General features: G+C 74.3%; 10 protein-coding genes and 1 tRNA gene. 8 read left to right on the top strand and 3 right to left on the bottom strand.

What is annotated here, in order from left to right:
- Positions 1 to 396 precede the first annotated feature (396 nt).
- From BSL84_RS14150 to BSL84_RS14135, 3 genes are all read left to right on the top strand, one after another.
- The gene (locus BSL84_RS14150; protein ID WP_420718781.1) at positions 397 to 2,298 is read left to right on the top strand and encodes an MFS transporter; all 1,902 of its coding nucleotides are present in this window, start codon (positions 397 to 399) and stop codon (positions 2,296 to 2,298) included.
- Positions 2,299 to 2,425: 127 nt separating this feature from the next.
- The gene (locus tag BSL84_RS14145; protein ID WP_234308355.1) at positions 2,426 to 2,632 is read left to right on the top strand and encodes a hypothetical protein; all 207 of its coding nucleotides are present in this window, start codon (positions 2,426 to 2,428) and stop codon (positions 2,630 to 2,632) included.
- A 477-nt stretch (positions 2,633 to 3,109) separates the two neighbouring features.
- The gene (locus tag BSL84_RS14135) at positions 3,110 to 4,453 is read left to right on the top strand and encodes an ATP-binding protein (RefSeq protein WP_075970463.1); all 1,344 of its coding nucleotides are present in this window, start codon (positions 3,110 to 3,112) and stop codon (positions 4,451 to 4,453) included.
- Between the two features lie 76 nt (positions 4,454 to 4,529).
- On the opposite strand, the gene BSL84_RS14130 is transcribed toward BSL84_RS14135, so the two are convergent.
- Positions 4,530 to 4,602 (bottom strand) — tRNA-Arg (locus BSL84_RS14130).
- Positions 4,603 to 4,964: 362 nt separating this feature from the next.
- Here BSL84_RS14130 and BSL84_RS14125 point away from each other — a divergent pair.
- From BSL84_RS14125 to BSL84_RS14105, 5 genes are all read left to right on the top strand, one after another.
- A complete protein-coding gene (locus tag BSL84_RS14125) occupies positions 4,965 to 8,453 on the top strand; it encodes a HelD family protein (RefSeq protein ID WP_075970462.1) in 3,489 nt (1,162 codons plus the stop codon).
- Positions 8,454 to 8,551: 98 nt separating this feature from the next.
- Complete coding sequence (locus tag BSL84_RS14120) at positions 8,552 to 9,928, top strand: acyltransferase family protein (protein WP_075970461.1); 1,377 nt, start codon at positions 8,552 to 8,554, stop codon at positions 9,926 to 9,928.
- Positions 9,929 to 10,443: 515 nt separating this feature from the next.
- Positions 10,444 to 11,244, top strand: a complete 801-nt coding sequence (locus BSL84_RS14115; RefSeq protein ID WP_045321436.1) for an AfsR/SARP family transcriptional regulator — start codon at positions 10,444 to 10,446, stop codon at positions 11,242 to 11,244.
- Positions 11,245 to 11,325: 81 nt separating this feature from the next.
- Complete coding sequence (locus tag BSL84_RS14110; protein ID WP_075970460.1) at positions 11,326 to 12,264, top strand: beta-ketoacyl-ACP synthase III; 939 nt, start codon at positions 11,326 to 11,328, stop codon at positions 12,262 to 12,264.
- Positions 12,261 to 13,037 carry a thioesterase II family protein gene (locus tag BSL84_RS14105; protein ID WP_075970459.1) on the top strand — a complete coding sequence of 259 codons (777 nt, stop codon included), beginning with the start codon at positions 12,261 to 12,263 and terminating at the stop codon, positions 13,035 to 13,037. Before BSL84_RS14110 ends, BSL84_RS14105 begins: the two co-directional genes overlap by 4 nt.
- 87 nt (positions 13,038 to 13,124) lie before the next feature.
- Here BSL84_RS14105 and BSL84_RS14100 read toward each other — a convergent pair whose 3' ends face one another.
- Both BSL84_RS14100 and BSL84_RS14095 read right to left on the bottom strand, forming a co-directional pair.
- Entirely contained in the window at positions 13,125 to 21,533 is an 8,409-nt protein-coding gene (locus BSL84_RS14100) for a type I polyketide synthase (protein WP_075970458.1), read from the bottom strand.
- Between the two features lie 92 nt (positions 21,534 to 21,625).
- Entirely contained in the window at positions 21,626 to 22,465 is an 840-nt protein-coding gene (locus BSL84_RS14095) for an alpha/beta fold hydrolase (protein ID WP_030028436.1), read from the bottom strand.
- Positions 22,466 to 22,535: the final 70 nt, after the last annotated feature.

Here is a 22,535-nt window from a genome sequence, read left to right as displayed (position 1 = left end):
TGACGGGCGTACCGCCTGACGCGGCAGTCGCCGAAAGCGCTGATCCGGCGCCCCGGGCAACCCCGGGGCGCCGGTCCGCGTCTGCAGGTCTGTATCGAGTTGCCCCGTGGAGCAAGGAGCGGCATTCGGTGCGTGCCCTCGGCGTGCGGGACGAATGCCGCTCGTAGCGGAGCTACCAGGACATTCGGCTCGTGCGCCGAGGGTGCGTGCCGGGCGTGGCGACGCCGCGGGGCAACTCGATACGGACCCTAGTGCTGCGACCCGCGGTGCGGGCGCGCGGCCAGGGCCACCGGGGCGGCCGCGCGGCCGCAGGCGGCCTCGGAGAGACTTTGACGGCAGGGTGGACCGGGACGCGCAGGGCGTGCCGGTGCGGATCCATGTGTGGGGAGTGCGGCAGTGACCACCGCTGAGCAGCAGGGCCGGCGCCAGGCAGCCATCCCGTCGGCCGACGGCGGCGGCCCGGGCCGCGGCGCCGATGCCCTGCCGCCGCAGCAGGACACCCGTACCGCCACCCCTTCCCGGACCGGTACGCGCACCGGCGTGCTCGATCCGCTCCGCCGGCACCCGGTGGCCGTCGCCACCCTGTTCGCCGCCGTCCTGCACGTCGTCTGGTTCTTCAGCTTCGCCAACAGCGGCGGCGACCTCGCCGCGCAGGACGCCTGGGCCGAGTTCGTGGGCCGGCATCCCGACTCGGCGTACAACCTCGCCTGGTACGGCGGCATGCACCCCGTCTCGTACAGCGTGGTGTCCCCGTACCTCATGCACATGCTCGGCGTACGGACCACGATGATGATCGCGGGCACCGTCTCGGCCGGGTTGCTCGCCCTGATCCTGACCCGCTGCCGCGGGGCCGTGCGGGAGCCGGTGTGGCCCGCCCTGGCCGGGGCGTACGGGCTGTTCTGCAACGCGCTCTCGGGCCGGGTGACCTTCGGGCTCGGCGCCATGTTCGCCCTCGGCGCGGTCGCGGCGGTCTTCTGCTGGCCCCGCAAGTGGGCGCACCGGCGCTGGGGCAAGGCCGCGGTGGCGGCCCCGCTCGCCGGGCTCGCGACCGCCGCCAGCCCCGTCGCGGGCCTCTTCCTCGGGGTGGTCGCGGCCGCGCTGTTCCTGAGCCGGCGGCGCCCGGGTGCGTACGCGCTGGGGCTGGCCCCGGTGGCCGTTGTCGGGCTGTCGGCCTGGCTCTTCCCCTTCTCCGGGACGCAGCCGATGAAGATCGGTTCGGCCGGGCTGCCGTTCGTGTTCGGGCTGCTGATCTTCTTCCTGGTGCCGCGGCGCTGGAAGACGGTACGGATCGCCGCCGCCGTCTACGCCCTCGGGGTCTTCCTGACCTGGGTGATCGACTCCCAGGTCGGCTCGAACGTCACCAGGATGGTGATGCTCTTCGGCGGCGCCGTGCTGCTCGCGGCCCTCCCGTACGAGGTCCCGCGGTCGCGGCGCTGGTACGGGGTGCTGCTGGCGTTCGTCGGCCTGAACGCCTGGATCACCACCAACAGCATCACGGACATCGTCCGCACCACCCCGGTGGCCGCCTGGAACCGCGAGCTGGCCCCGCTCGTGGACCAGCTCCAGAAGGCGGGCGCCGACCGCGGCCGGGTCGAGGTGGTCCCCGTCAGCAGCCACCGCGAGTCCTCCGCCTTCCCCTCGTACGTGAACCTCGCGCGCGGCTGGAACCGGCAGGCCGACCTGGAGCGCAACCCGCTCTTCTACGACGACACGCTCAGCGCCGACAGCTACCGGGCCTGGCTGGAGCGCTGGGCCGTGCACTACGTGGTGCTGCCGGCCGACAAACCCGATTCGGGCGGGGAGGACGAGGCGAAGCTGGTGCGGGCGGGTCTCCCGTACCTGAAGCAGGTGTGGGGCGACGCGAACTGGCAGCTCTTCAAGGTCGACGATCCGACGAACCTGGTGGCGGGACCCGCGACCGTGGTGCGGGCGGGCGCCGACCAGCTCGTCGTCGACGTCAGGCAGGCGGGCCGGGTGCTGGTGCGGATCCCGCACTCGCCGTGGCTGGGGCTGGTGGACGGGGCCGGCAAGCCGGTGCCGCCGCCGCAGGAGACCGCGGACTCGAAGGCGCGGGGGGCCGTGCCGAAGGAGTTCGCGAACACCGCCGGATGCCTGTTCAAGGCGGTGCCGGACGCCGAGGGCGACGTGTGGACGGAGCTGCTGGTGCCGGCGCCGGGGGAGTACCGGGTGGCGGCCAAGTACCAGCTGCCCCGCGGCACGCCCTGTCCCGAGGAGGTCATCGAGGCGACGGTGGGGGTGCCGGAGAGCCCTGCCCCTGCGACCGGCTCGACTCCTTGAGCCGGTGACCGCCGGTCGCGTGCGGGTGACCGAATTCTTTACGTTCCGGTCCGGGTGCGTTGCTCCGTATATCTGCATACGATCCCAGTAGTCCGATTGGGTGCTTCCTGAGGGAGTTGACGACGGGATGAACAAAGAGCAGAAGCGGGACGTCCGGGCGGCCATCGCCAAGGCGCAGGAGTCGGCTTCACAGCCGCCGCGCTCCCCGGGTCACGGCTTCGACGGTCCTGTACGGAGCAAGGTCAAGGGCGGACTGCACACGAAGGCCGCGCTCAAGCGGGCCGGCACTCCGCAGGGCGACCGCATCGGCGAACGCAGCAGTGGCCTGAGCTGATCCCTCGCGGGAAGGCGCACACGTGGTGGCGCGGCCCTTCCGGCTCAGGCCGGGAGGGCTTCGTGCGGCCTGACGCCCTTCCCGGCGGCGTGCGGGCTTCCGGCGCCCGCGGGGACTTCCCGTTGCGCCCCTGTTCCGGGCCCTGCTCCGGGCCCTGTTCCGGGCCGGCTGCCCGTCCCCCTATCCTCCCGGTGCCGGTGCCGGTGCCGGTGCCGGTGCCGGTGCCGGTGCCGGTTCCGGTTCCGTTTCCACCTCGGTTTCCACTTCCGTTTCCGGTTCCGTTCCCGGCCGCGACCCCTGTGCCGGTCCCGGCCGCGGCCTCGGTGGCGTTCGGCTCCCGCCCCCGCGGACGCCCGCACCGGCGCGCACACCGCCCGCGGGGCCGGCCGCGATCCGGCTGGATCTCGCGGGATCCGGCCGGATCCCGCCGGTCGCCCGCCAGGGCGGGCGCATTACCGTGACCTGACCATGAACGAAATGCAGCGCAGAGCGCGGCTGCGGCCGCGCCCGCGGCTGCCCGCCTGGACCTCGACCCTGACCTGGAAGGCCACGGTCTTCATCACCCTGATGTGCTGCGGCCTCGCCGCCCTGCTCGGCTGCCTCGTGCACGGCGCCATGACCCGCCAGACCGTGGGCACGGCGCGCGAGAAGGCGCTGCTGAAGCTGGAGCGGTCCATCGAGGCGTACGAGGACGGCGCACGCATGCCGCGCGGCGAGGGCATCGACCCCTCGGGCCTCCCGCCCGAGCTGCGCGCCCTCGCGCTGGCCGGCAAGCGCGGCACGACCGTGGGCAGTCACCGCGGGCGCCCTGTGATGTGGGCGGCAGCGCCCGCCGAGCACGGCAGCGCGATCGCCGTCTTCGTGGACTTCCGCGGGGCCGAGCGCACCATCGAGGACCTCGACCGGGCCATCCTCGGCTCCTCGGGACTCGCCATCGGCGCCACCCTGCTCATCGGGGCGGCCGGCGTCACCCGGATCACCCGGCGCCTGCACGTGACCGCGCAGGTGGCCCGCCGGATCAGCGCCGGCGACCTGGACGCCCGGGTCGCGGACAGGCCCCGCAACAAGGACGAGGTCGCGGCGGTCTCCCGGGCCCTGGACACCATGGCCTCGTCCCTCCAGGGCAAGCTGGAGGCGGAACAGCGGTTCACGGCGGACGTCGCCCACGAGCTCCGCACCCCGCTGACCGGCCTGAACGCGGCCGCCGAGCTCCTGCCGCCGGGCCGCCCGGCCGAACTCGTACGGGACCGGGTCCAGGCGATGCGCTCGCTCACCGAGGACCTGCTGGAGATCTCCCGGCTGGAGACGCGCAGCGAGCGCGTGGAGCTGGACTCGTACGACCTGGCCGACCTGGCGGCCCGCACGATCCGCGCGTCCGGCACCGACACCGCCCTGCGGGTGCTCTCCTCGCCGCGGGTGGAGACCGACCGGCGCCGCCTGGAGCGGATCCTGGGCAACCTCGTCGCCAACGCGCACAGCCACGGCGCAGCGCCGGTCACGGTCACGGTGGACGGCCCGGTCCTGACGGTGACGGACGCCGGGCCGGGCTATCCGGAGTACCTGATCACGACCGGCCCGCAGCGCTTCCGCACGGAGGGCACGAACAAGGGCCACGGACTGGGCCTGACCATCGCCGTCGGCCAGGCCCGGGTCCTCGGCGCCGCCCTCGCCTTCCGCAACCGGCCGGAGGGCGGCGCCGAGGCCCGCGTCGTGCTCCCGGGCCCCGTCTCACCCCCGGCGCCCGAACCCCACCCCGACCGGGACGACGCCCGCCGGGACACGCCCCCGGCCCCCGGCCCCTGCACGAGCCGCGCCCGCTGAAGCCCGGCACAACGCGACGAACGCGACGAACGCGCAGAGGACCCCCTGCCGTTCACCGGCAGGGGGTCCTCGACTGTGCCCTCGGCAGGATTCGAACCTGCGACACCGGCTTTAGGAGAGCCGTGCTCTATCCCCTGAGCTACGAAGGCGGGGGCCTCGGCGAGAACCGCCGTGTGACCGCTGACAGCCTAGCGGATCGTGCTGGTGGCGGTCGCCCGGATTGCCGTGGGAGCGGGTCGGGTCGGTGATCGCGGCGCCGGCCCCGCGCCGGGGAAGGGCCGGCGCGCCTTCGCGGCGGTGGAGCGGGTCCGGCCCCGGGACCGTTCGAACGGCTCGTACGCGCATACGGGCAGGTACGGGGCCGGTGGACCGGGGGCGGTGCCTCGTCCGGGTTCCCGACCGGGAACTGATCCACTGACCGTTCGTTACCGTCCGGTTTCTGATAGTTGTTTCAGCGGGGCACGGGCGCACGCCCGTGGCGGTGTCCCCCGGCACCGCAGGGAGGACGCACATGAGCACCACCACTCGGGACGAGATCCTCGCCGGCGAGCAGCGGGCGGTGGACCACGCGTACGACTGCTACACCGCGAAACTGGCCGAGCTGAACGGGACTTCGGCCGCGACGGCCTCGGCGAGCGGCAAGGACGGGATCGCCAACCGGGCCGAGGCGGAGGCTCGTGCGGAGGCGTACGGAGGGCTCGGCGACGAAGCCCTGGTCTTCTCCCGCGTAGACGCCCCGGAGGACCCGGGTGAGGCTCCCCGGCCGTGGTACATCGGGCGGCGCGGTGTGCACGACGCCAAGCACGATCCGGTGGTCCTGCTGTGGACCAGCCCCCTGGCGAAGCGGTGGATCGAGACCCGGCCCGAGGAGCCGGGCGAGGTGGTCCTGCGTCGTCAACTCCGCTGCGTGCAGCGGATCGTGGAGAGCTACTTCGACGAGATCTCCCCGGCGACGCCTGAGACCGTGCCCGCTCCCGTGCCGACGCCCGCTCCCGCGCCTTCGTCCGTACCCGATGCCGCCGCCGTGCCGGAGCCCGTGCCCGCCGCCGTGCCCGAGCCCCGGCGGGCCCCCGACGACGACGCGGCGGGGGAAGCGGAGGAAGCGGACGCGCGCCGCGCCCCGGAGCGTACGGCGGCGCCCAGCCCCGGCGACGTCGTCCGGCGGCAGCGGCGCAAGGCCCTCCAGCCGGACGACTTCCTGCTGCGCGAACTCCAGCGGTCGCGCGGCGGACGGATGCGCGACATCGTCGAGACCATCCGGCGTGACCAGATGGAGCTGGTCACCGGCTCGCCCTCGGACATCCTCGTCGTGCAGGGCGGCCCCGGTACCGGCAAGTCGGCGGTCGGCCTCCACCGCGTTACCTGGCTCGTCAACAACGAGCACTTCAAAGCCCAGGACATCCTCGTCATCGGCCCCCACCAGCGGTTCCTCGACTACGTCGGACAGGTCCTCCCCACCCTCGGCACCCGCGACGTCAACGCCGTCCAACTGGACCGGCTGTGGGAGGGCGAGATCCTCGGCACCGACTCCCCGAAGGCGCGCCTGGTGAAGTCGGACGACCGCATGGCGGCCGTGCTGCGGCGCCGCGTCGAGAGCGACTACCGTCCCGACGCCCTCGACGCCCTCACCGTCGCTCCCTCCTTCGAGGGCGACGAACCCGCCGTCGTCGTCACCGCGGGCAGTACGACCCTGCGCGTACCCAAGTCCGAGGTGCTCGCCCTCCTCGACCGCGCCCACGCCGGCGACGGCCCCTTCCGGGAGCGGCGCGAGCGCCTGCGCGGGCTCTTCGTCGACCGCCTCCTCCAGGAGCTCGCCGACATCGCGCCGCGCCGCGGGCAGGCCGGCAACATCCGCCGCGACCTGGAACGCAACCGCCGGGTCGAGCGCCTCGTCGAACGCGTCTGGCCGTCCCCCGGCCCCCGAGAGGCCCTGCGCAGCCTCTACGACTCGGCCGACCTGCTGCGGACCTGCGCCGACGGCATCCTCGACGAGGACGAGCAGGCGTCCCTGCTGCGCGCCCGCGCCGTCAGCGCCGACGCCGATCCGTGGACCCTTGAGGACCACGTCTGCCTCGAAGAACTCGGCGTGCTGATCAGCGGCGACACCCCGCCGCGCTACGGGCACATCGTCGTCGACGAGGCACAGGACCTCACGCCCATGCAGGCCCGCTCCCTGCGGCGGCGCTGCGCCGTGGGCGGCTCCATGACCGTCCTCGGCGACCTCGCGCAGGCGACGGGCGCCCACATCCCCACGAGCTGGGACCTGCTCGGCGCGCTCCTCTCCGATCACGGCGACTGGAGCGTCGCCCCGCTCGACACCAGCTACCGCGTCCCCGCCGAGATCATGGACTTCGTCGCCCCGCTCGCCCGGGTGATCGCCCCGGCCCTGCCGTATCCGCGGGCGGTCCGTGAGGCGGGGGCGGACGCCGTACGGACCGTGGCGACCGAGCCGTGGAAGCTGCTCGACGACACCGTCGCCCACGTGGCGCGCCTCGTGCACACCAGCGACGGGAGCACACCGCGCTCCGTGGCCGTCCTCGTCCCCGACGACTCGGACTGGCTGGACGCCATCAGCCGCCGGATCGACGGGGGCGGCGACATCGCGGAGCAGGACCGCCGGGCCGTGCACGTGCTGGCCGCCACCCAGGCCAAGGGAATGGAGTACGACCACGTCCTGGTCGTCGAACCCGCCACCATCGCCGACCGCGGTCCCGCCGGGCTCCGCCAGTTGTACGTGGCCCTCACCCGCAGCACCCAGAGCCTGACCGTCCTGCACACCGCGCCGCTGCCGGACGCGCTCACCGGTGCCGGCGCCGGTACTGGCGTCGGGGACGCCCAGGCGCCGACCGGGCCCGCCGGCCGGCCGGAAGGCGCGGGCACCGCAGGGCTCCCCCGGATCGGCAGCGAGGTCCGGGTCGAGGTCGTGGACCGGGCTCCGGGAGGCCGCTACAAGGTCAGGCCCCTGTCCCCGGTGATCGACCGGCCGCTGGTGCTCACCGTCCGCCATGGGACGGCTCCGCCGGTACGGGGCGAGAAGCTGGACTGCTGGGTGTTCGCGAACGAGACGACGCAGACGGTGCTCGCCGCCGACCAGCGCGGTCGCTCGCCCGTCTCGGAGCGGATGGCAGGGCGCTACCTCGCGGCAGTCGACGTGCTGGCAGAACTGGCCGAGAGCGACGGCGACGTGCCCGAGGCCCGGATCCGGCTCTCCGAACTCCAGGGGATGGCCAACCGCATCCTCCGACGGGACCAGGCCGACTGGGTCGACGTACTCCACCTGTTCGGCGATCCGGACAGGGAACGGCTCGGAGCTCTCCGCGATCTCGCCGCGACGACGAACCGTGCGCTCAAGGACGGCACGTTCGACCGGGGCCGGCTCGCGGCTGCGCTCGCCGCTTCCGGCTGGGCGGGCCCCCTCGCGGCAGCGCGGCGGGAGCTCGCGGAGCGCTTCGGCACGGCCGCGGCGCCGACCTCCACCGCAGCGGTGCCCGCCGCCACGACGCAACCCGAACCGAAGGAAGAAGCGCAGATGACCACCGCGGACACCACCACCCGCCGCACCGCAACGCCGGCCGCGGCCACGAAGGACGGCTTCCTCCGCGCACTGGAGGCCGCCGCCGCGACCGACCGCGCGTGCCGCAAGCACGAAGCGGTGCGCCACGAGCTGAAGGCGTCGCTGCTCTGGGCGGACCTCCAGCCGGCCGACTCGCCGGTCGTGGACGTCAGCTGCGCCACCCCGCAGGGCCTCTTCCTCTACGAGGCGCTGGGCGCGGGCCGCTCCGGCTACGCGGACCTGCGGTCGGGCGCGACCAGGCTGCTCGAAATCAACCACACGCTGTCCACGCCGGCCGACGGGCTCTTCCTCGTCCTGTCCGAGCCGCCCGCCGAGGACTGGACCGCGGACACGATCCGTGACGTCTTCCGCGTCCATGTCATCTGGCGCATTCCGGCCGGCTGGGCCGGCGAGAACGTGGCCACCGCGTTCGGCTCCTCCGACTGAGCGACCCGGCGGCGGGGACCTGGGGCCGACACCGGTCGGCCCGCGATGCCGGCCCACACGTGGCAGCCCGCTGTCGGGCGTCGGATATCGTCCCTGCGGTGAAGCTCATACCCCAACTCACCCGGCGGACGTCCGAGGCGTCGGCCGCGCCCAAGGCCGCCGGCGCGCCGGCGGCCCGGCTCGGCTGGCTGGACGCGCTGCGCGGCATCGCCGCCCTGGTCGTGGCACTGCACCACTTCGACGTGCTGCGGATGCTGCCCTTCGGGGGCGCGATCTGGCGGAGCTTCGACATGGGCCTGTTCGGCGTCATGCTCTTCTTCATCGTCAGCGGCTACATCATCCCGGCCTCCCTGGAGCGGCGGGGCGACGTCCGTGCCTTCTGGATCGGGCGGATCTTCCGGATCTACCCGGCCCTGATCGCCGCCTTCGTCCTCTCGATGATGATGCTTCCGGACGGCGACGACTCGGTCGAGCTGCTGCGCACCGGCGACAACCCGGCCTCGCTGGTGGCGAACGGCCTGATGCTCCAGGACCTGCTCGGCGTGATCAACGGCATGAACGTCACCTGGACGCTCTGCTACGAGATGGTCTTCTACTTCCTCGTCACCGCCCTGTTCACCCGGGGCCTCCACCGGCACAGCGGCCCGATCTCCGTGGGCCTGGCCGGTGTGGCGCTGCTGGCCGGTACGGCCGTCGGAACCCACATCCTGAACACGGAACTCGGCTCGACCCGCAAGCTCCTCCTCATCGTGACGCCGCTCGTGCTCGCGGGACTCGCCGGAGTGCTCAGCGGCAACCGCAGGCTGACCGGGGCAGGCGCCCTGCTGCTCGGCGCGGTCGGTCTGGTGCTGGTCACGCTGAACAGCAGGGCCCCCGCCTTCGAGACCTGGATGATCTTCGCGACCATGTTCGCCGGGACCGTCGTCTACCGCGCCCAGCACGGGCAGCTCGCCCGGATTCCGGCCCTCCTCGCCTGCGGGTTCGTGATCGTCGCCGGTGCTCTGGTGGGCCGGCTGTACAACCACGGCGCGGTTCTGGACCTGACCTGGTCCTCCGGCTGGAAGGCCTGGTCCGTCGCCTACCTCGCCGCCTGGGCGCTCTTCGGCGTCGGCTTCCTCCTGCGGGAGCGGCGCTTCCCGAAGGTGCTGACCTGGCTCGGCGCGATCAGCTTCTCCGTGTACCTGCTGCACATCCCGCTGCTGCGCACCATCGAACCGCTGCTGGGGATTCCGCCGCAGCCGTCCTCGACCCTCGGCAAGATCGCCTGGACGGCGATCTTCCTCGGTGTCGTGGTGGCCGTCAGCCACCTGATGTACCGACTGGTCGAGATGCCGATGCAGCGGCTCGGCCGTCGCGTACAGAAGGCGGTGGAGCGCCGCCGTCCGGTGAGCCCGGCCCCCGTCCCCGGCCCGCGGTCGGGCGCTCCGGCCGAGGCCGAGGCGGAGGCCACCCTCACCGGCGCCGGGCGCACCTGAGCCGTACGGACGTACGCCACTCCGCCCCGGCCCCCGTGTGGGGGTCGGGGCGGAGTGCTGGGCAGCCGGGTCGGTGCGCGGGGTGAACCCGGCGTCGGCGTGGCCGAGGTGTTACGCGCTCGGTCGGACGTGGCGGGATCTGGGGCGGCGGTGAGGTAGCCGTGGCATCGGATGCCCGTTTTGTGGCGGTATGGAGGTCACGCGGCAGGTCGCTTTCGAGCCGTTTGTATTTGGCTTGAATGCTTGGTTCGAGTGGCGGGAAATGGCTGTTCCGGGGTGGCGGAGAAACGGAATCAGGTCATCTCGGATGAGTGTGAAATGTGACCGATTCGTGTGGAGCGTTCGCAATGCGGAGATTCCCTCTCGACACCTCAAAGGTTGCTCAGAAGAGAGATGAGCTGCTTGACTCGATCTAGGTACCCCATGAAAGATCTAGGGGTGCGGAGGGGGGCTGCACATGCAGGCCGGTTGTTCGCATCCCCTTCGTGGCGCAGAGATCTACCAGGGGGAATACCGTGAAGTTCCAAGTGCTCGGACCGGTTGAGATAGAGACAGCGGAAGGGGTTCAGGTTTCGCCGAGAGCGCTCAAGCTCCGCTCCCTGCTCGCCTATCTCTGCGCCCACCACGGCGAGGCCGTGTCCTCCGGCCGGCTCATCGAGGCCCTGTGGTCGGGTGCGCCTCCGCAGACCGCCTCCACCGCCCTGCACGTCTACGTGTCCAAGCTGCGCAAGCACCTCCAGAGCCTCGACCTCGACGCAGCCGCCCTCATCACCACGCAGCCGCCCGGATACAAACTCCGCCTCGTCGGATGCGATCTCGACGTCTATGAATTCGACCGGCTGCTCGCGTCGGCCCGGGAATTCCGCAGGCAGGGCGAGCGGGAAAAGGCTTCGAAAACATTCGAGCAGGCCATTTCGTTGTGGCGCGGGCAGGCCCTGGAGGATCTGCGCGGAATTCCGGCATTCGAATCCCTCGGGCGCCGGCTCGACGAGCGCCGTTCCTTCGCGTACGAGCAGCGTTTCGAGCTCGAACTCGAACTCGGAAACCACAAGGCCCTCGTCGGCGAGATATACGCGCTGCTCGACGACCGGTCGACGTGGGAGAACCTGTTCGCCTACCTGATGGTGGCGCTGTACCGCAGCGGGCGGACCGCCGAGGCGCTGGCGACGTACAGCAGGGTCAGGCGGAACCTGGTCGAGGACCACGGCATCGAGCCCGCCCCCCGCCTGCAGCGACTTCAGCACGCGATCTTGACCCATGCCCCGTCCCTGGACGACTGTGGCGCGGATCAGCTGGTGGGCGTGAACGCCGCATGAGGTGCGGTCGGCCCGCTGCATAGGGTGACCGTTGGGCAATCCGGATCCGGGTCAGGGTCCACGGAACGAGGAGAATCACTGATGGTCGGGTCCCGCGTCCTTTCCTTCGGGCACTATCAGCCGTCAAAAGTTTTGACCAACGCCGATCTGGAGCAGATGGTCGAGACCAGTGACGAGTGGATTCAGAGCCGGGTCGGGATCAAGACCCGCCGGGTGGCCGCCGATGACGAGTCGGTTTCGGACATGGCAGCAAAGGCCGCTGCAAACGCCCTGGCTAATGCGGGCCTGACCGGAGCGGACATAGATTTCGTCATCGTCGCCACCTGCACGGCGCAGGACCGCTCTCCCAACATGGCGGCCCGCGTCGCCGCGGCCGTCGGCGCGAAGGCCCCGGCCGCGATCGACGTGAACACGGCCTGTTCGGGATTTCCACACGCAATGGCGCTGGCGGACCAGAGCATCCGGACCGGCTCCGCCACCAAGGCCCTGGTCATCGGTGTGGAGAAGCTCACGGACTTCGCCGACTGGACCGACCGCACCACCTGCGTGCTCGTCGGCGACGGAGCCGGAGCGGCCGTCGTGGCCGCCTCCGAGGAGCCCCTCATCAGCCCGGTCGTGTGGGGATCCGTACCCGAGATGGGGCACGCCGTGCGCATCGAGGCGCCGACCCACACCTTCTCCCAGGAAGGGCAGTCGGTGTACCGCTGGGCCACCACCGCCCTGCCGAAGGTCGCGCTCCAGGTGTGCGAGCGGGCCGGGATCAAGCCCGAGGACCTGGGCGGCGTCGTCCTGCACCAGGCCAACCTGCGGATCATCGAACCGCTGGCCCGCAAGATCGGCGCCGTCAACGCCGTCGTCGCCAAGGACGTCGTGGACTCGGGCAACACCTCCGCCGCCAGCATCCCGCTCGCGCTCTCCAAGCTCGTCGAGCGCGGCGAGATCGAGAAGGGATCACCCGTACTGCTCTTCGCGTTCGGCGGCGGCCTGTCCTACGCCGGCCAGATCATCCACTGCCCGTGACCGGGACGGACGACGTGACCACCGTGAAGTCCTCCTCCACCGCCCCCTGGTGGCCGCTGCTGCGGCTGCAGGAGGCGGCAGTCGCGCCCCGGCTGCGCCTGCTGGTGTTCCCACACTCCGGAGCCGGCCCCAACACCCTCTTCCCCCTCGTCGAACCACTCCCCGACGACGTCGAAGTGCTCGGGCTGTCGCTGCCCGGGAGGGAGCGCCGCTTCGGCGAGACCCCCGGCTGCCGCCTCGGCGAGGTCGTCGACTCCGTCACCGACGAGGTGCTGGGCCGGGACCCGCTGCCCACCGTGGTCTTCGGCCACAGCCTCGGGGCGCTCCTGGCCACCCGCGCCGCGCACCTCCTCGGCCCGCACTGCCGCGCCGCCGTCGTCAGCGGGCAGGTACCCGGCCGGACCACGCGCCGGGCGCACGCCACCAGCACCGAGGAGGACGCGGTACGGCTGCTGCGCGACGGCGGGGGCACACCCGAGTGGGTCATGCAGGACCCGGAGATGCTCGCCCACGTCACGCGCGTCCTGCGCGCCGACATCGACCTCAGCCGGGAAGCGGCCGCAGGGTTCGAGGACATACGCCTCGACGTGCCCCTGTACGTCCTGGGCGGCACGGCCGATCCGCTCGTCCCGCACGAGCCCCTGGACGGCTGGGCCGACCACACCACCGGGCCCTGCCGGGTCCGCCGCTTCGACGGGGACCACTTCTTCCTCCTCGCCGACGCACACCGCGGCGCGGTCGTGGACACCCTGCGCGAGGCCCTCGCGCACTGACCCCCCGCACGCCGCACCGGCCGCCGCCGCGGGGGACACCCCCACGGCGGCGGCCGTCTGTCAGGCCCCGTCGAACCGGCCCGTCTCTCAGGCCCCGTCCATCTCGGCGCCCAGGTGGTCGGCCAGGGCCAGGGCCGTCGGGTGGTCGAAGGCAGCCGTCGCGCCCAGTCGCACCCCCGCCTCGGAACCGAGCCTGCCGGTCAGCTCCAGCGCGGTGAGCGAGTCCAGGCCCAGCTCCCAGAAGTCGCGGTCCGCGGCCACCGCCTCCGCGCCGGCGTGCCCCAGGACCTCGGCGACCAGGCGGCGCACCACCTCCACGAGTTCCGCCCGCCGCTCCGCCGGCGGCAGCCCGCGCAGCGCCTCACGCGGGGAATCCGCCCCCGCCGCCGCGGTCCCCGCCGGGGCCCCGCCGCCCCGGGCGAGGCCCCGCAGCAGCGCCGGAAGCCGGCGCCCGTCACCCCGCAGCGCCTGGGGTGCCAGGGCGACCGGCGCGACGACCGCCTCGTCGCCCGCGCAGGCCGCGTCGAACAGCTCCAGGCCCTGCTCCGCCGAGAGCGGCGCCAGGCCCGTCCGGGCCATACGGGCCAGGTCCGCCGCCCCGAGCCGGCCCCCCATCCCCGCGCCGCCCCACAGCCCCCAGGCCAGGGACAGACCCGGCAGGCCGAGATCCCGCCGGTGCCGGGCGAGCGCGTCCAACTGGGCATTGGCGGCCGCATAGTTGGCCTGTCCGGCGCCGCCCAGCAGGCCCATGACGGAGGAGAACAGCACGAACGCCCGCAGCGGCGCACCCTCCGTCAGCCGGTGCAGGTTCAGCGCGGCCGCGGACTTGGCCTCCAGCACCCGCTCCAGCCGGCGCGGCGTGAGCCCCGCGACCGTCGAGTCGTCGGTGATCCCCGCCGCGTGCACCACGGCCGTCAGCGGCCGGTCGGCCGGTACACCGGCCAGTACGGCTGCCAGCGCCTCCGCGTCCGAGGCGTCGCAGGCCACGACGGTGGCCGACGCCCCCAGCTCCGCCAGAGCGGCGACGAGCCGCCCCGCGCCCGGAGCCTGCGGCCCGCTCCGGCTGAGCAGCAGCAGGTCCCGTACGCCGTGACGGCGCACCAGGTGCTCGGCCAGCAGGGCGCCGAGGGCGCCGGTGCCGCCGGTGACCAGCACCGTGCCGTGCCCGCCCCAGGCCGTTCCGGCCGCCTCCAGTCCGCCACCACCGGTGCCACCGCCGGCGACGGCGACGGCCCGGGTGAGGGCCGGGTGCAGTACGGTGCCCGCCCGGATCGCGGACTGCGGCGCCCCGGATGCCACCACCGAGGCCAGGGCCCGCCCGTCGACGTCCTCGTCCGCGGCCACGTCGACCAGGACGAACCGGCCGGGGTGCTCGGTCTGCGCGCTGCGCACCAGCCCCCACAGGGCGGCGCCGGCCAGGTCGCAGACCTCGTCCGCGGCCGTCGCGGCGACGGCGCCGGAGGTGACGAAGACCAGCCTGCTGTCGCCGAGGCGGGTGTCGGTCAGCCACTCCTGGAGCAGCAGCAGGGTGCGCTGGGCGGCGGAGCGGGTCGCGTCCGCGGTGTCCGGGGCCTCACCGCGGGCGGTGACGAACACGACGTCCGGGACCTCCCGCGCCGCGCCCAGCCCGCCGTCCAGGGCGAGCAGGTCCACGAACGTGGTCACCGCGACGTCCCGTGCCTTGAACGCCGTGGCCAGCCCCAGGCTGTCGGATCCCAGCACCGCCCACCGCCCGCCCACCGCAGGCTCCGACCCCGACTCCGCCTCCGACCCCGACACCGGCTCCGACGCCGGCGACCAGTCGGGTACGAGCAGGGCCGCCGCCGGGTCGTTCCCGGCCGGACGGGCGCGGAACACCACGGACTCCGCCGTCAGGACCGGCCGGCCCCCGCCGTCCGCCAGCTCCAGCGCGAACGTGCCCGCACCCGGTCCCGGCTCCAGCCGCACCCGGGCCGCCCCGGCTCCGGGGCTGTGCACCCGTACACCGCGCCACACGAAGGGCAGCAGGACCTCCCCGCCGCCCGAGTCCAGACCGTCCACCAGGAAGGGGTGCAGCGCGGCGTCCAGCAGCGCCGGGTGCGCCGCGAAGGCGGCCGCCGCATGCCGCTGCCCTTCGGGCAGCGCCACCTCGGCCCACAGCGCTCCGCCGGTGCGCCCCATCGACCGCAGCCCCCGGAAGCCCGGCCCGTAGGCGAACCCCAGGCCGGCCAGCCGCTCGTACGTGCCGTCCGGGAGCCCGTGCCCCTCGCCCGCGTCCACCGGCGCCGCCGGAACGGTCACCCGCTCCTCCCGCGCCGCGGGCTCCTCCGGCCCCAGCAGCAGGCCGCCGGCGTGGTCGGTCCACGGCTCCCCGCGGTCCGCACCGGCCGGACGGGAGTGCACCGTGACGCTGCGCGTGCCGTCCGGGCCGGCGGCCCCGACCTGGCAGCGCAAGTCCACCGCGGTGCCCGCGCCCAGCGCGAGCGGGCGCCGCAGCACCAGCTCGGCGATTCCCGCGGCGCCGACGGCGGCCCCGGCCTGCAGGGCGATCTCGACGAAGGCGGTACCGGGCGCCAGGACCGTCCCCTGCACGACGTGGTCCGCGAGCCACGGGTGGCTCTCCGTCGACAGCCGCGAGGTGAACAACAGGCCGTCCTGTCCCGGCAGTTCGATCTCCGCGCCGAGCAGCGGGTGGCCGCTGCGCCCGATGCCCGCCGCGGCCAGGCCGCCGCCGGCCGGACCGGGCAGCGGCAGCCAGTACGCGGAACCCCGGAAGGGATAGGCCGGCAGGTCCACCCGGCGCGCCCCGCGCCCGGCCAGTACCCGGTCCCAGGCCACCGTCGTGCCGCGCACGTGCAGTTCGGCGAGCGCGCCGAGGAGCGTGTCCGGCTCCGGCCGTCCCCGCCGGGCCGCCGCGGCCAGTACGGTCGCCCCCGGCTCGGCCAGGCACGCGCGGGCCATCGCGCCGAGCACGCCGTCGGGACCCAGTTCCAGGCAGGCCCGTACGCCGTCCCCGGCGAGCGCGGTCATCCCGTCGAGGAAGCGCACCGGCAGGCGGACGTGCTCCACCCAGTACTCGGCGGTGCACAGCTCGGCGGCGGACACCGGCCGCCCGGTGCGGTACGACACCACGGGGATCCGCGGCGCCCGGTAGGCCACCGACCGGGCGACGGCGGCGAACCGCTCCAGCATCGGCTCCATGAGCGGCGAGTGGAAGGCGTGGCTGACGTTGAGGAGCCTGCCGCGCCGGCCCGACTCCCGGCAGCGGTCCAGGATCTCCCGTACGACGTCCTCGGCCCCGGACACCACGACCGAGCGGGGGCCGTTGACGGCGGCGACGCCCGCGACGTCCTCGTGCCCGGCGAGCAGGCCGAGCACCTCCTCCTCCGGCGCGTGCAGCGCGGCCATGGCCCCGCCCTCCGGCAGCGCACCCATCAGCCGGGCCCGGGCCGCGACCAGCGCGCAGGCGTCGGGCAGGGACAGCACCCCCGCCACGTGGGCGGCGGCGAGCTCGCCGACGGAGTGCCCGAGCAGCCGGTCGGGGCGCAGGCCCCACGCCTCGACCAGCCGGAAGAGGGCGACCTCGAAGGCGAACAGGGCCGGCTGCGTCCACTGGGTACGGTCCAGCAGGGCGGCCTCGGCGGTGCCCTCGGGGGCGAACATCACGGTGCGCAGGGAGCCTTCGAGCAGGCCGTCGAGGTGTCGGCACACCTCGTCGAGCGCACGGGCGAACACCGGGAACGCCCCGTACAGTTCGCGGCCCATCCCGGGGCGCTGGCTGCCCTGCCCGGTGAAGAGGAAGGCGAGCCGGCCGGGTGCCGAGGCGGCGGTGCCCCGGTGGACGGACGGGGTCGCCGTGCCGTCCGCGAGGGCGGTCAGCGCCTCGGTGAACTCCTCGTGGCCGGTCGCGAGGACGACCGCGCGGTGCGCCAGGTCGGCGCGTCCGGTGGCCAGGGAGTGGCCGATGTCGGCCGGCGCGGGCGGCTGTCCGCCGGCCACCGCGTCCCGCAGTCGGGCCGCGGTGGCGCGCAGCGCGTCCTCGTCGGCGGCCGACAGCGGCCAGGCGACGGGTCCGCCGACCGGTGCCGGGGCGGCCGCCGGTTCGGCCGCGGCCGCCGGGGCGGGCGGCTCCTCGACGACCACGTGCGCGTTGGTGCCGCTGATGCCGAAGGAGGAGACCGCGGCCCGGCGCGGGGCGGCCGCCGCCGGCCAGGGCCGGTGCTCCTGCAACAGCCGTACGGCGCCCGACGACCAGTCGACGTGCGGTGAGGGGGACTCGGCGTGCAGGGTGCGCGGCAGCAGGCCGTGGCGCATCGCGAGGACGGTCTTGATCACACCGCCGACCCCGGCCGCCGCCTGGGTGTGGCCGATGTTGGACTTGAGGGAGCCCAGCCACAGCGGGGAGTCGCCCGGCCGGTCCCGGCCGTAGGTGGCCAGCAGCGCCGCGGCCTCGATCGGGTCGCCGAGCACGGTGCCCGTGCCGTGGCCCTCGACCGCGTCCACCTCGTGCGGGGCGAGCCCGGCGGCGTCGAGGGCCGCGCGGATGACCCGCTCCTGGGAGGGGCCGTGCGGGGCGGTCAGCCCGTTGCTGGCGCCGTCCTGGTTGGTGGCGGTGCCCTTGACGACCGCGAGGACCGGGTGGCCGTGGCGGCGCGCGTCGGAGAGGCGTTCCAGCAGCAGCAGGCCGGCGCCCTCGCTCCAGCCGGTGCCGTCGGCGTCGGCGGAGTACGCCTTGCACAGGCCGTCGGCCGCCAGTCCGCGCTGGCGGCTGAACTCGGTGAACATGCCCGGGTTGGCCATGACGGTGACGCCTCCGGCGAGCGCCGCGTCGCACTCGCCGCGCTCGACGGCCTGCGCGGCCAGGTGCAGGGAGACCAGCGAGGACGAGCAGGCGGTGTCCACGGTCAGGGCGGGGCCCTGGAGTCCGAGGACGTAGCTGATCCGGCCGGATATGACGCTGGGCGCGGATCCCGTCAGCAGGTGGCCCTCGGCGTTGCGGGGGGCTTCGTGCAGCGGGGGGCCGTAGCCGGAGGGCATGGCGCCGACGAACACGCCGGTGCGGTGGCCGCGGACGGACCGCGGGTCGATGCCCGCCCGTTCGAAGGTCTCCCAGGCCAGTTCCAGCATGATCCGCTGCTGCGGGTCCATGGCCAGGGCCTCGCGCGGACTGATGCCGAACAGGGTGGCGTCGAAGCGGGCCGCGTCGGAGAGGAAGCCGGCCCGGCGCGCGTACGTGGTGCCCGGGCGGGCGGGATCGGGGTCGTGGAGGGCGTCCAGGTCCCAGCCGCGGTCGGCGGGGAAGTCCGACATGGCGTCGCCGCCCTCGGTGACGAGCCGCCACAGGTCCTCGGGGGAGCCGACGCCGCCGGGGTAGCGGCAGGCCATCGACACGATGACGACCGGATCGCCGTCCTGCGGCGCGCCGGCCGCGGACGGCACGGCGGGCGCGTCCGCGGGGCCGTCCGCCCGGCCGCCGTCCAGCTCCCGCAGCCGCCGCGCCGTGGCGTCGGGCGTGGGGAAGTCGAAGAACAGGGTGGCGGGCAGCCGCAGGCCGGTGGCCTCGGCGAGGCGCCGCCGCAACTGCACCAGGGTCAGGGAGTTGAAGCCCAGGTCGCGGAAGGCGCCGTGCGGGTCGACGTCCGCCGGGTCCGCGTACCCGAGCAGCGCGGCCGCGTGCCCCAGTACGAGGTCCAGCGCGTCCGCGCCGGACACCTCGGCGGACGCTGCCGCCGCGGGCACCGGTTCGGCCTGCCCGGTCTGCTCGACCGGATCGGCCGGCCCGGCCGGGGCCGCGGCCGCGGGGCGCGGCCGGGTGCGCAGCCAGTGCCGGCGCCGCTGGAAGGGGTAGGTGGGCAGCGGCACCCGGCGGCCCCCGGCGGCCCGGGCCACCTCGGCCAGGTCCGCCGCGGCGCCGCCCGCGTGGGCCTCGGCCAGGGACAGCAGGAAGCGGTCCAGGCCGCCCTCGTCGCGGGCGAGGGTGCCCACCACACGGACGTCGCGGTCGCCCCCGGCCGGGCGGGACTCCAGGGTGTCGGCGAGTCCGGCGGCCAGTACGGCGTGCGGGCTGACCTCGACGAACAGGTCGAAGCCGGCGTCGAGCAGGGTCCGCGTGGAGCGGTCGAAGCGCACCGTGTCGCGCAGGTTGCGGTACCAGTAGCCGCCGTCGAGCGCCAGGGTGTCCAGGAACTCCCCGGTGGTGCTGGAGCAGTAGGGGATCCGGGCCGTGCGCGGCCGGATGCCGTCCAGGGCCGTGCGTACCTCGTCGGCGACGGCCTCGACCTGCGGGGAGTGCGAGGCGTAGTCGACGGGGAGGGTGTGCGTACGGACGCCGGTCTCCTCGCACTTCGCGCGCAGGGCGGCGAGGGCCTGCGGGGAGCCTCCGGCCACGGCCGACGACGGGCCGTTGACCACGGCCAGGGCCAGCTCGCCCGGGTGCCGGGCGAGCAGCGGCTCCAGGTCATGCGGGGACAGCGCCACCGACATCATGCCGCCGGTGCCCGCGAGGCGGACGATGGCGCGGCTGCGCAGGGCGACGACCCGGGCGGCGTCCGCCAGCGACAGCGCCCCCGACACGCAGGCGGCGGCGATCTCCCCCTGCGAGTGGCCGACCACCGCGTCCGGTTCCACGCCGTGCGCGCGCCACAGGGCGGCCAGCGACACCATCACCGAGAACAGCACGGGCTGGACCACGTCCACCCGGTCCAGGCCCGGCGCCCCGGGCGCGCCCCGCAGGACGTCCGTCAACGACCAGTCGGTGTGGGGGGCGAGGGCTTGCGCACACTCCTCGATGGACGCGCGGAAGACATCCGAGGCCTCCATCAGCTGAAGGGCCATGCCCTCCCACTGCGAGCCCTGGCCGGGGAAGACGAAGACGGTACGGGCCGGGCGGCGGACCCGTCCGCGGAAGAGGCCCGGCGCGGGGCGCCCCTCGGCCAGTGCCTCCAGCCCGGCCAGGAAGCCCTCCCGCGCTCCCGCCACGAGCACGGCCCGGTGTTCCATCGGGTCGCGGGTCGCGGCCAGCGCGTAGGACACGTCGGCGGGCGTCAGCCCCAGGTCGGCGGCGAACCGCTCGCCGAGCGCCCGGGCCTGGTCGCGCAGCGCGGCGGTGCTGCGGGCGGAGAGCACCCACGGCACGACGGCGCCCGCGGCCCTCTCGCCGGCCGGGGCGGCCGCCGGTCGCGGCGGTGCCTGGCCGATGACCACATGGCAGTTGGTGCCGCCCACACCGAACGAGCTGACCCCGGCCAGCCGGGGGCGGCTGCCGCCGGGCCACGTGCCGTGGTCGCGCTGGACGGTGAGCCCCAGCCGGTCCAGGGGGACGAGGTCGCTCGGCCGCTCGAAGTTGAGGCTGCGGGGTATCTCCCCGTGCCGGACGCTGAGGGCCGCCTTGAGCAGCCCGGCGATGCCCGCCGCGCCCTCCAGGTGGCCGATGTTCGTCTTCACCGAGCCGACCCGCAGCGGGCCGACGTCCTCGCGGCCGGCCGCGAAGACACCGCCCAGCGCCTCGGCCTCCAGCCGGTCGCCCACCGGGGTGCCGGTGCCGTGCAGCTCGACGTAGCCGATGTCGCGGGCCGCGACACCCGCCTGGCGCAGGGCGGCGCGGATGACGTCGCCCTGCGCGTCGGGGTTCGGCACGCCGAGCCCTTCGCCGCGGCCGTCGTTGTTGACCGCGCTGCCGTGGACGACGCAGACGATCTCGTCCTCGTCGGCGAGCGCCCGGGCCAGCGGCTTGAGCAGGACGACGGCGGCGCCCTCGCCGCGTACGAAACCGTTGGCGCGGGCATCGAAGGTGTGGCACTCGCCGTCCGGGGACAGCACGCCGAACTGCGAGGCGCGCACCGCGCTCTCGGGGATGAGGTTGAGGTGCACACCGCCGGCGAGCGCGAGTTCGGACTCGCCGCGGCGCAGGCTCTCGCAGGCCAGGTGCACGGCGACCAGGGAGGACGACTGTCCGGTGTCCACCGTCATGCTGGGCCCGGTCAGGCCGAAGGTGTGGGAGAGGCGGTTGGCGACGAGCGCCCGCTGCAGACCGGTGAAGGCGTACGGGCCGATCGCCTCGGGGCCCTGCTGCGCGAGCAGCGCCTCGTAGTCGGCGGCGATGGAGCCGACGAAGACACCCGCGGCAGTGCCCCGGACCTCCGAGGGGCGCAGGCCTGCGTTCTCGAAGGCCTCCCAGCCCAGCTCCAGCACCAGCCGCTGCTGCGGGTCCATCGCCTCGGCCTCCAGCGGGGAGATGCCGAAGAACTCCGCGTCGAAGCCGGCGACGTCGTCGAGGAAGCCGCCGCGCCGCGTGTTCACGCTGCCCGGCCGCCGCGCCTCCCGGTCGTAGAACTCCTCGGCGTTCCAGCGGTCGGCGGGGACGTCCCCGACGCCGCTCGCCCCGTCCCGCAGGAGGCGCCAGAGGTCCCGCGGGCCGGCCGCGCCCGGCAGGCGGCAGGCCATGGCGATGACGGCGATCGGTTCGGCCGGCGCGTGCCGCTCCGGGTGGCCGGCTGTGGTCCCAGGCTTGCTGCTCATCGCTCTCTTCCGTCCCATCGTCCGCGCTCGTCGATTCCGCCCGCCGGCCCGCCGCTTGTGCCGGCCCGCCGCGTGTGCCGCCCGCCGCCGGTTCAGTCCTTGAGGAAGTCCAGGACCCTGCCGATGACCTCGGGGTCGCCCAGGATCCGGCGGTGCCCGAGCTTGCTCGTGATCATCAGCTCCGCCCGGTCGCCGTAGCTCGCGGCGAGCCGTCGGCCCTGGTCGACGCCGACCTCGCGGTCGTTCTCGTCGTGGACGACGAGGATCCGCGCCGTGATCTCCTCCGGGCGGTGGTCGGCGGAGAAGCGGTTCCAGATGTCCCGCTCGGGCTCGAAGAACAGCTCGGAGCGCCGGCGCAGTTCGCCGACGAGGGCGGGCCGCAGCCCGAGCTGGCCGCAGAAGGTGTCCGGGAGCGAGCCGAAGTCCGCCACGGAGGAGATGGAGACGATCCGCTCGGTGGCCAGGCCGCGGCGGGCCGCCAGGTAGGCGGAGGTGCCGCCGAAGGAGTGCCCGACGACCGCGTGGAAGTCGCCGTACCGCTCCTGCATCGCCGTCATGACGGCGCCGTGCTCCAGGATGGTGCAGGTCGAACCGCCCGACGAGCCGTGGCCGGGGGCGTCGTAGGCGACGGCGGTCAGACCGAGGGCTTCGATGCCCGCGACGAAGCCGGCGAAGTTCGCCGCCCGCCCGCTGACGCCGTGCACCAGCAGGACGGGCTTCTCACCGCTGCCCCAGCGGTAGGTGCGGATGTCACGCCCGCCGACGTTGAGGGTCTCCTGCTCGGCGCGGTCGTGGACCTCCCGCTGCTCGGGCCGGACCGGGGTGCGCGGCGGTGCGCCGAGGAACAGCTTCCAGGCCGGGGCTCCGGCCGCCTTGACGGAGACGTACGACACGGCGTTGACGACGTTGCGTATGGTGCTGAGGGAAGCCATCCGGCTGCCTGCTTTCTCGCTGGGACGGAACGGGAAGTGGGGGGAACAGGCGACAACACGACGCCCGTGG

The sequence above is a fragment of the Streptomyces sp. TN58 genome (assembly GCF_001941845.1).
Classification (GTDB): Bacteria; Actinomycetota; Actinomycetes; order Streptomycetales; family Streptomycetaceae; genus Streptomyces.
The sequence above is the reverse complement of the archived record's forward strand: the minus strand, read 5'-3'. Positions and strand labels throughout refer to the sequence as shown.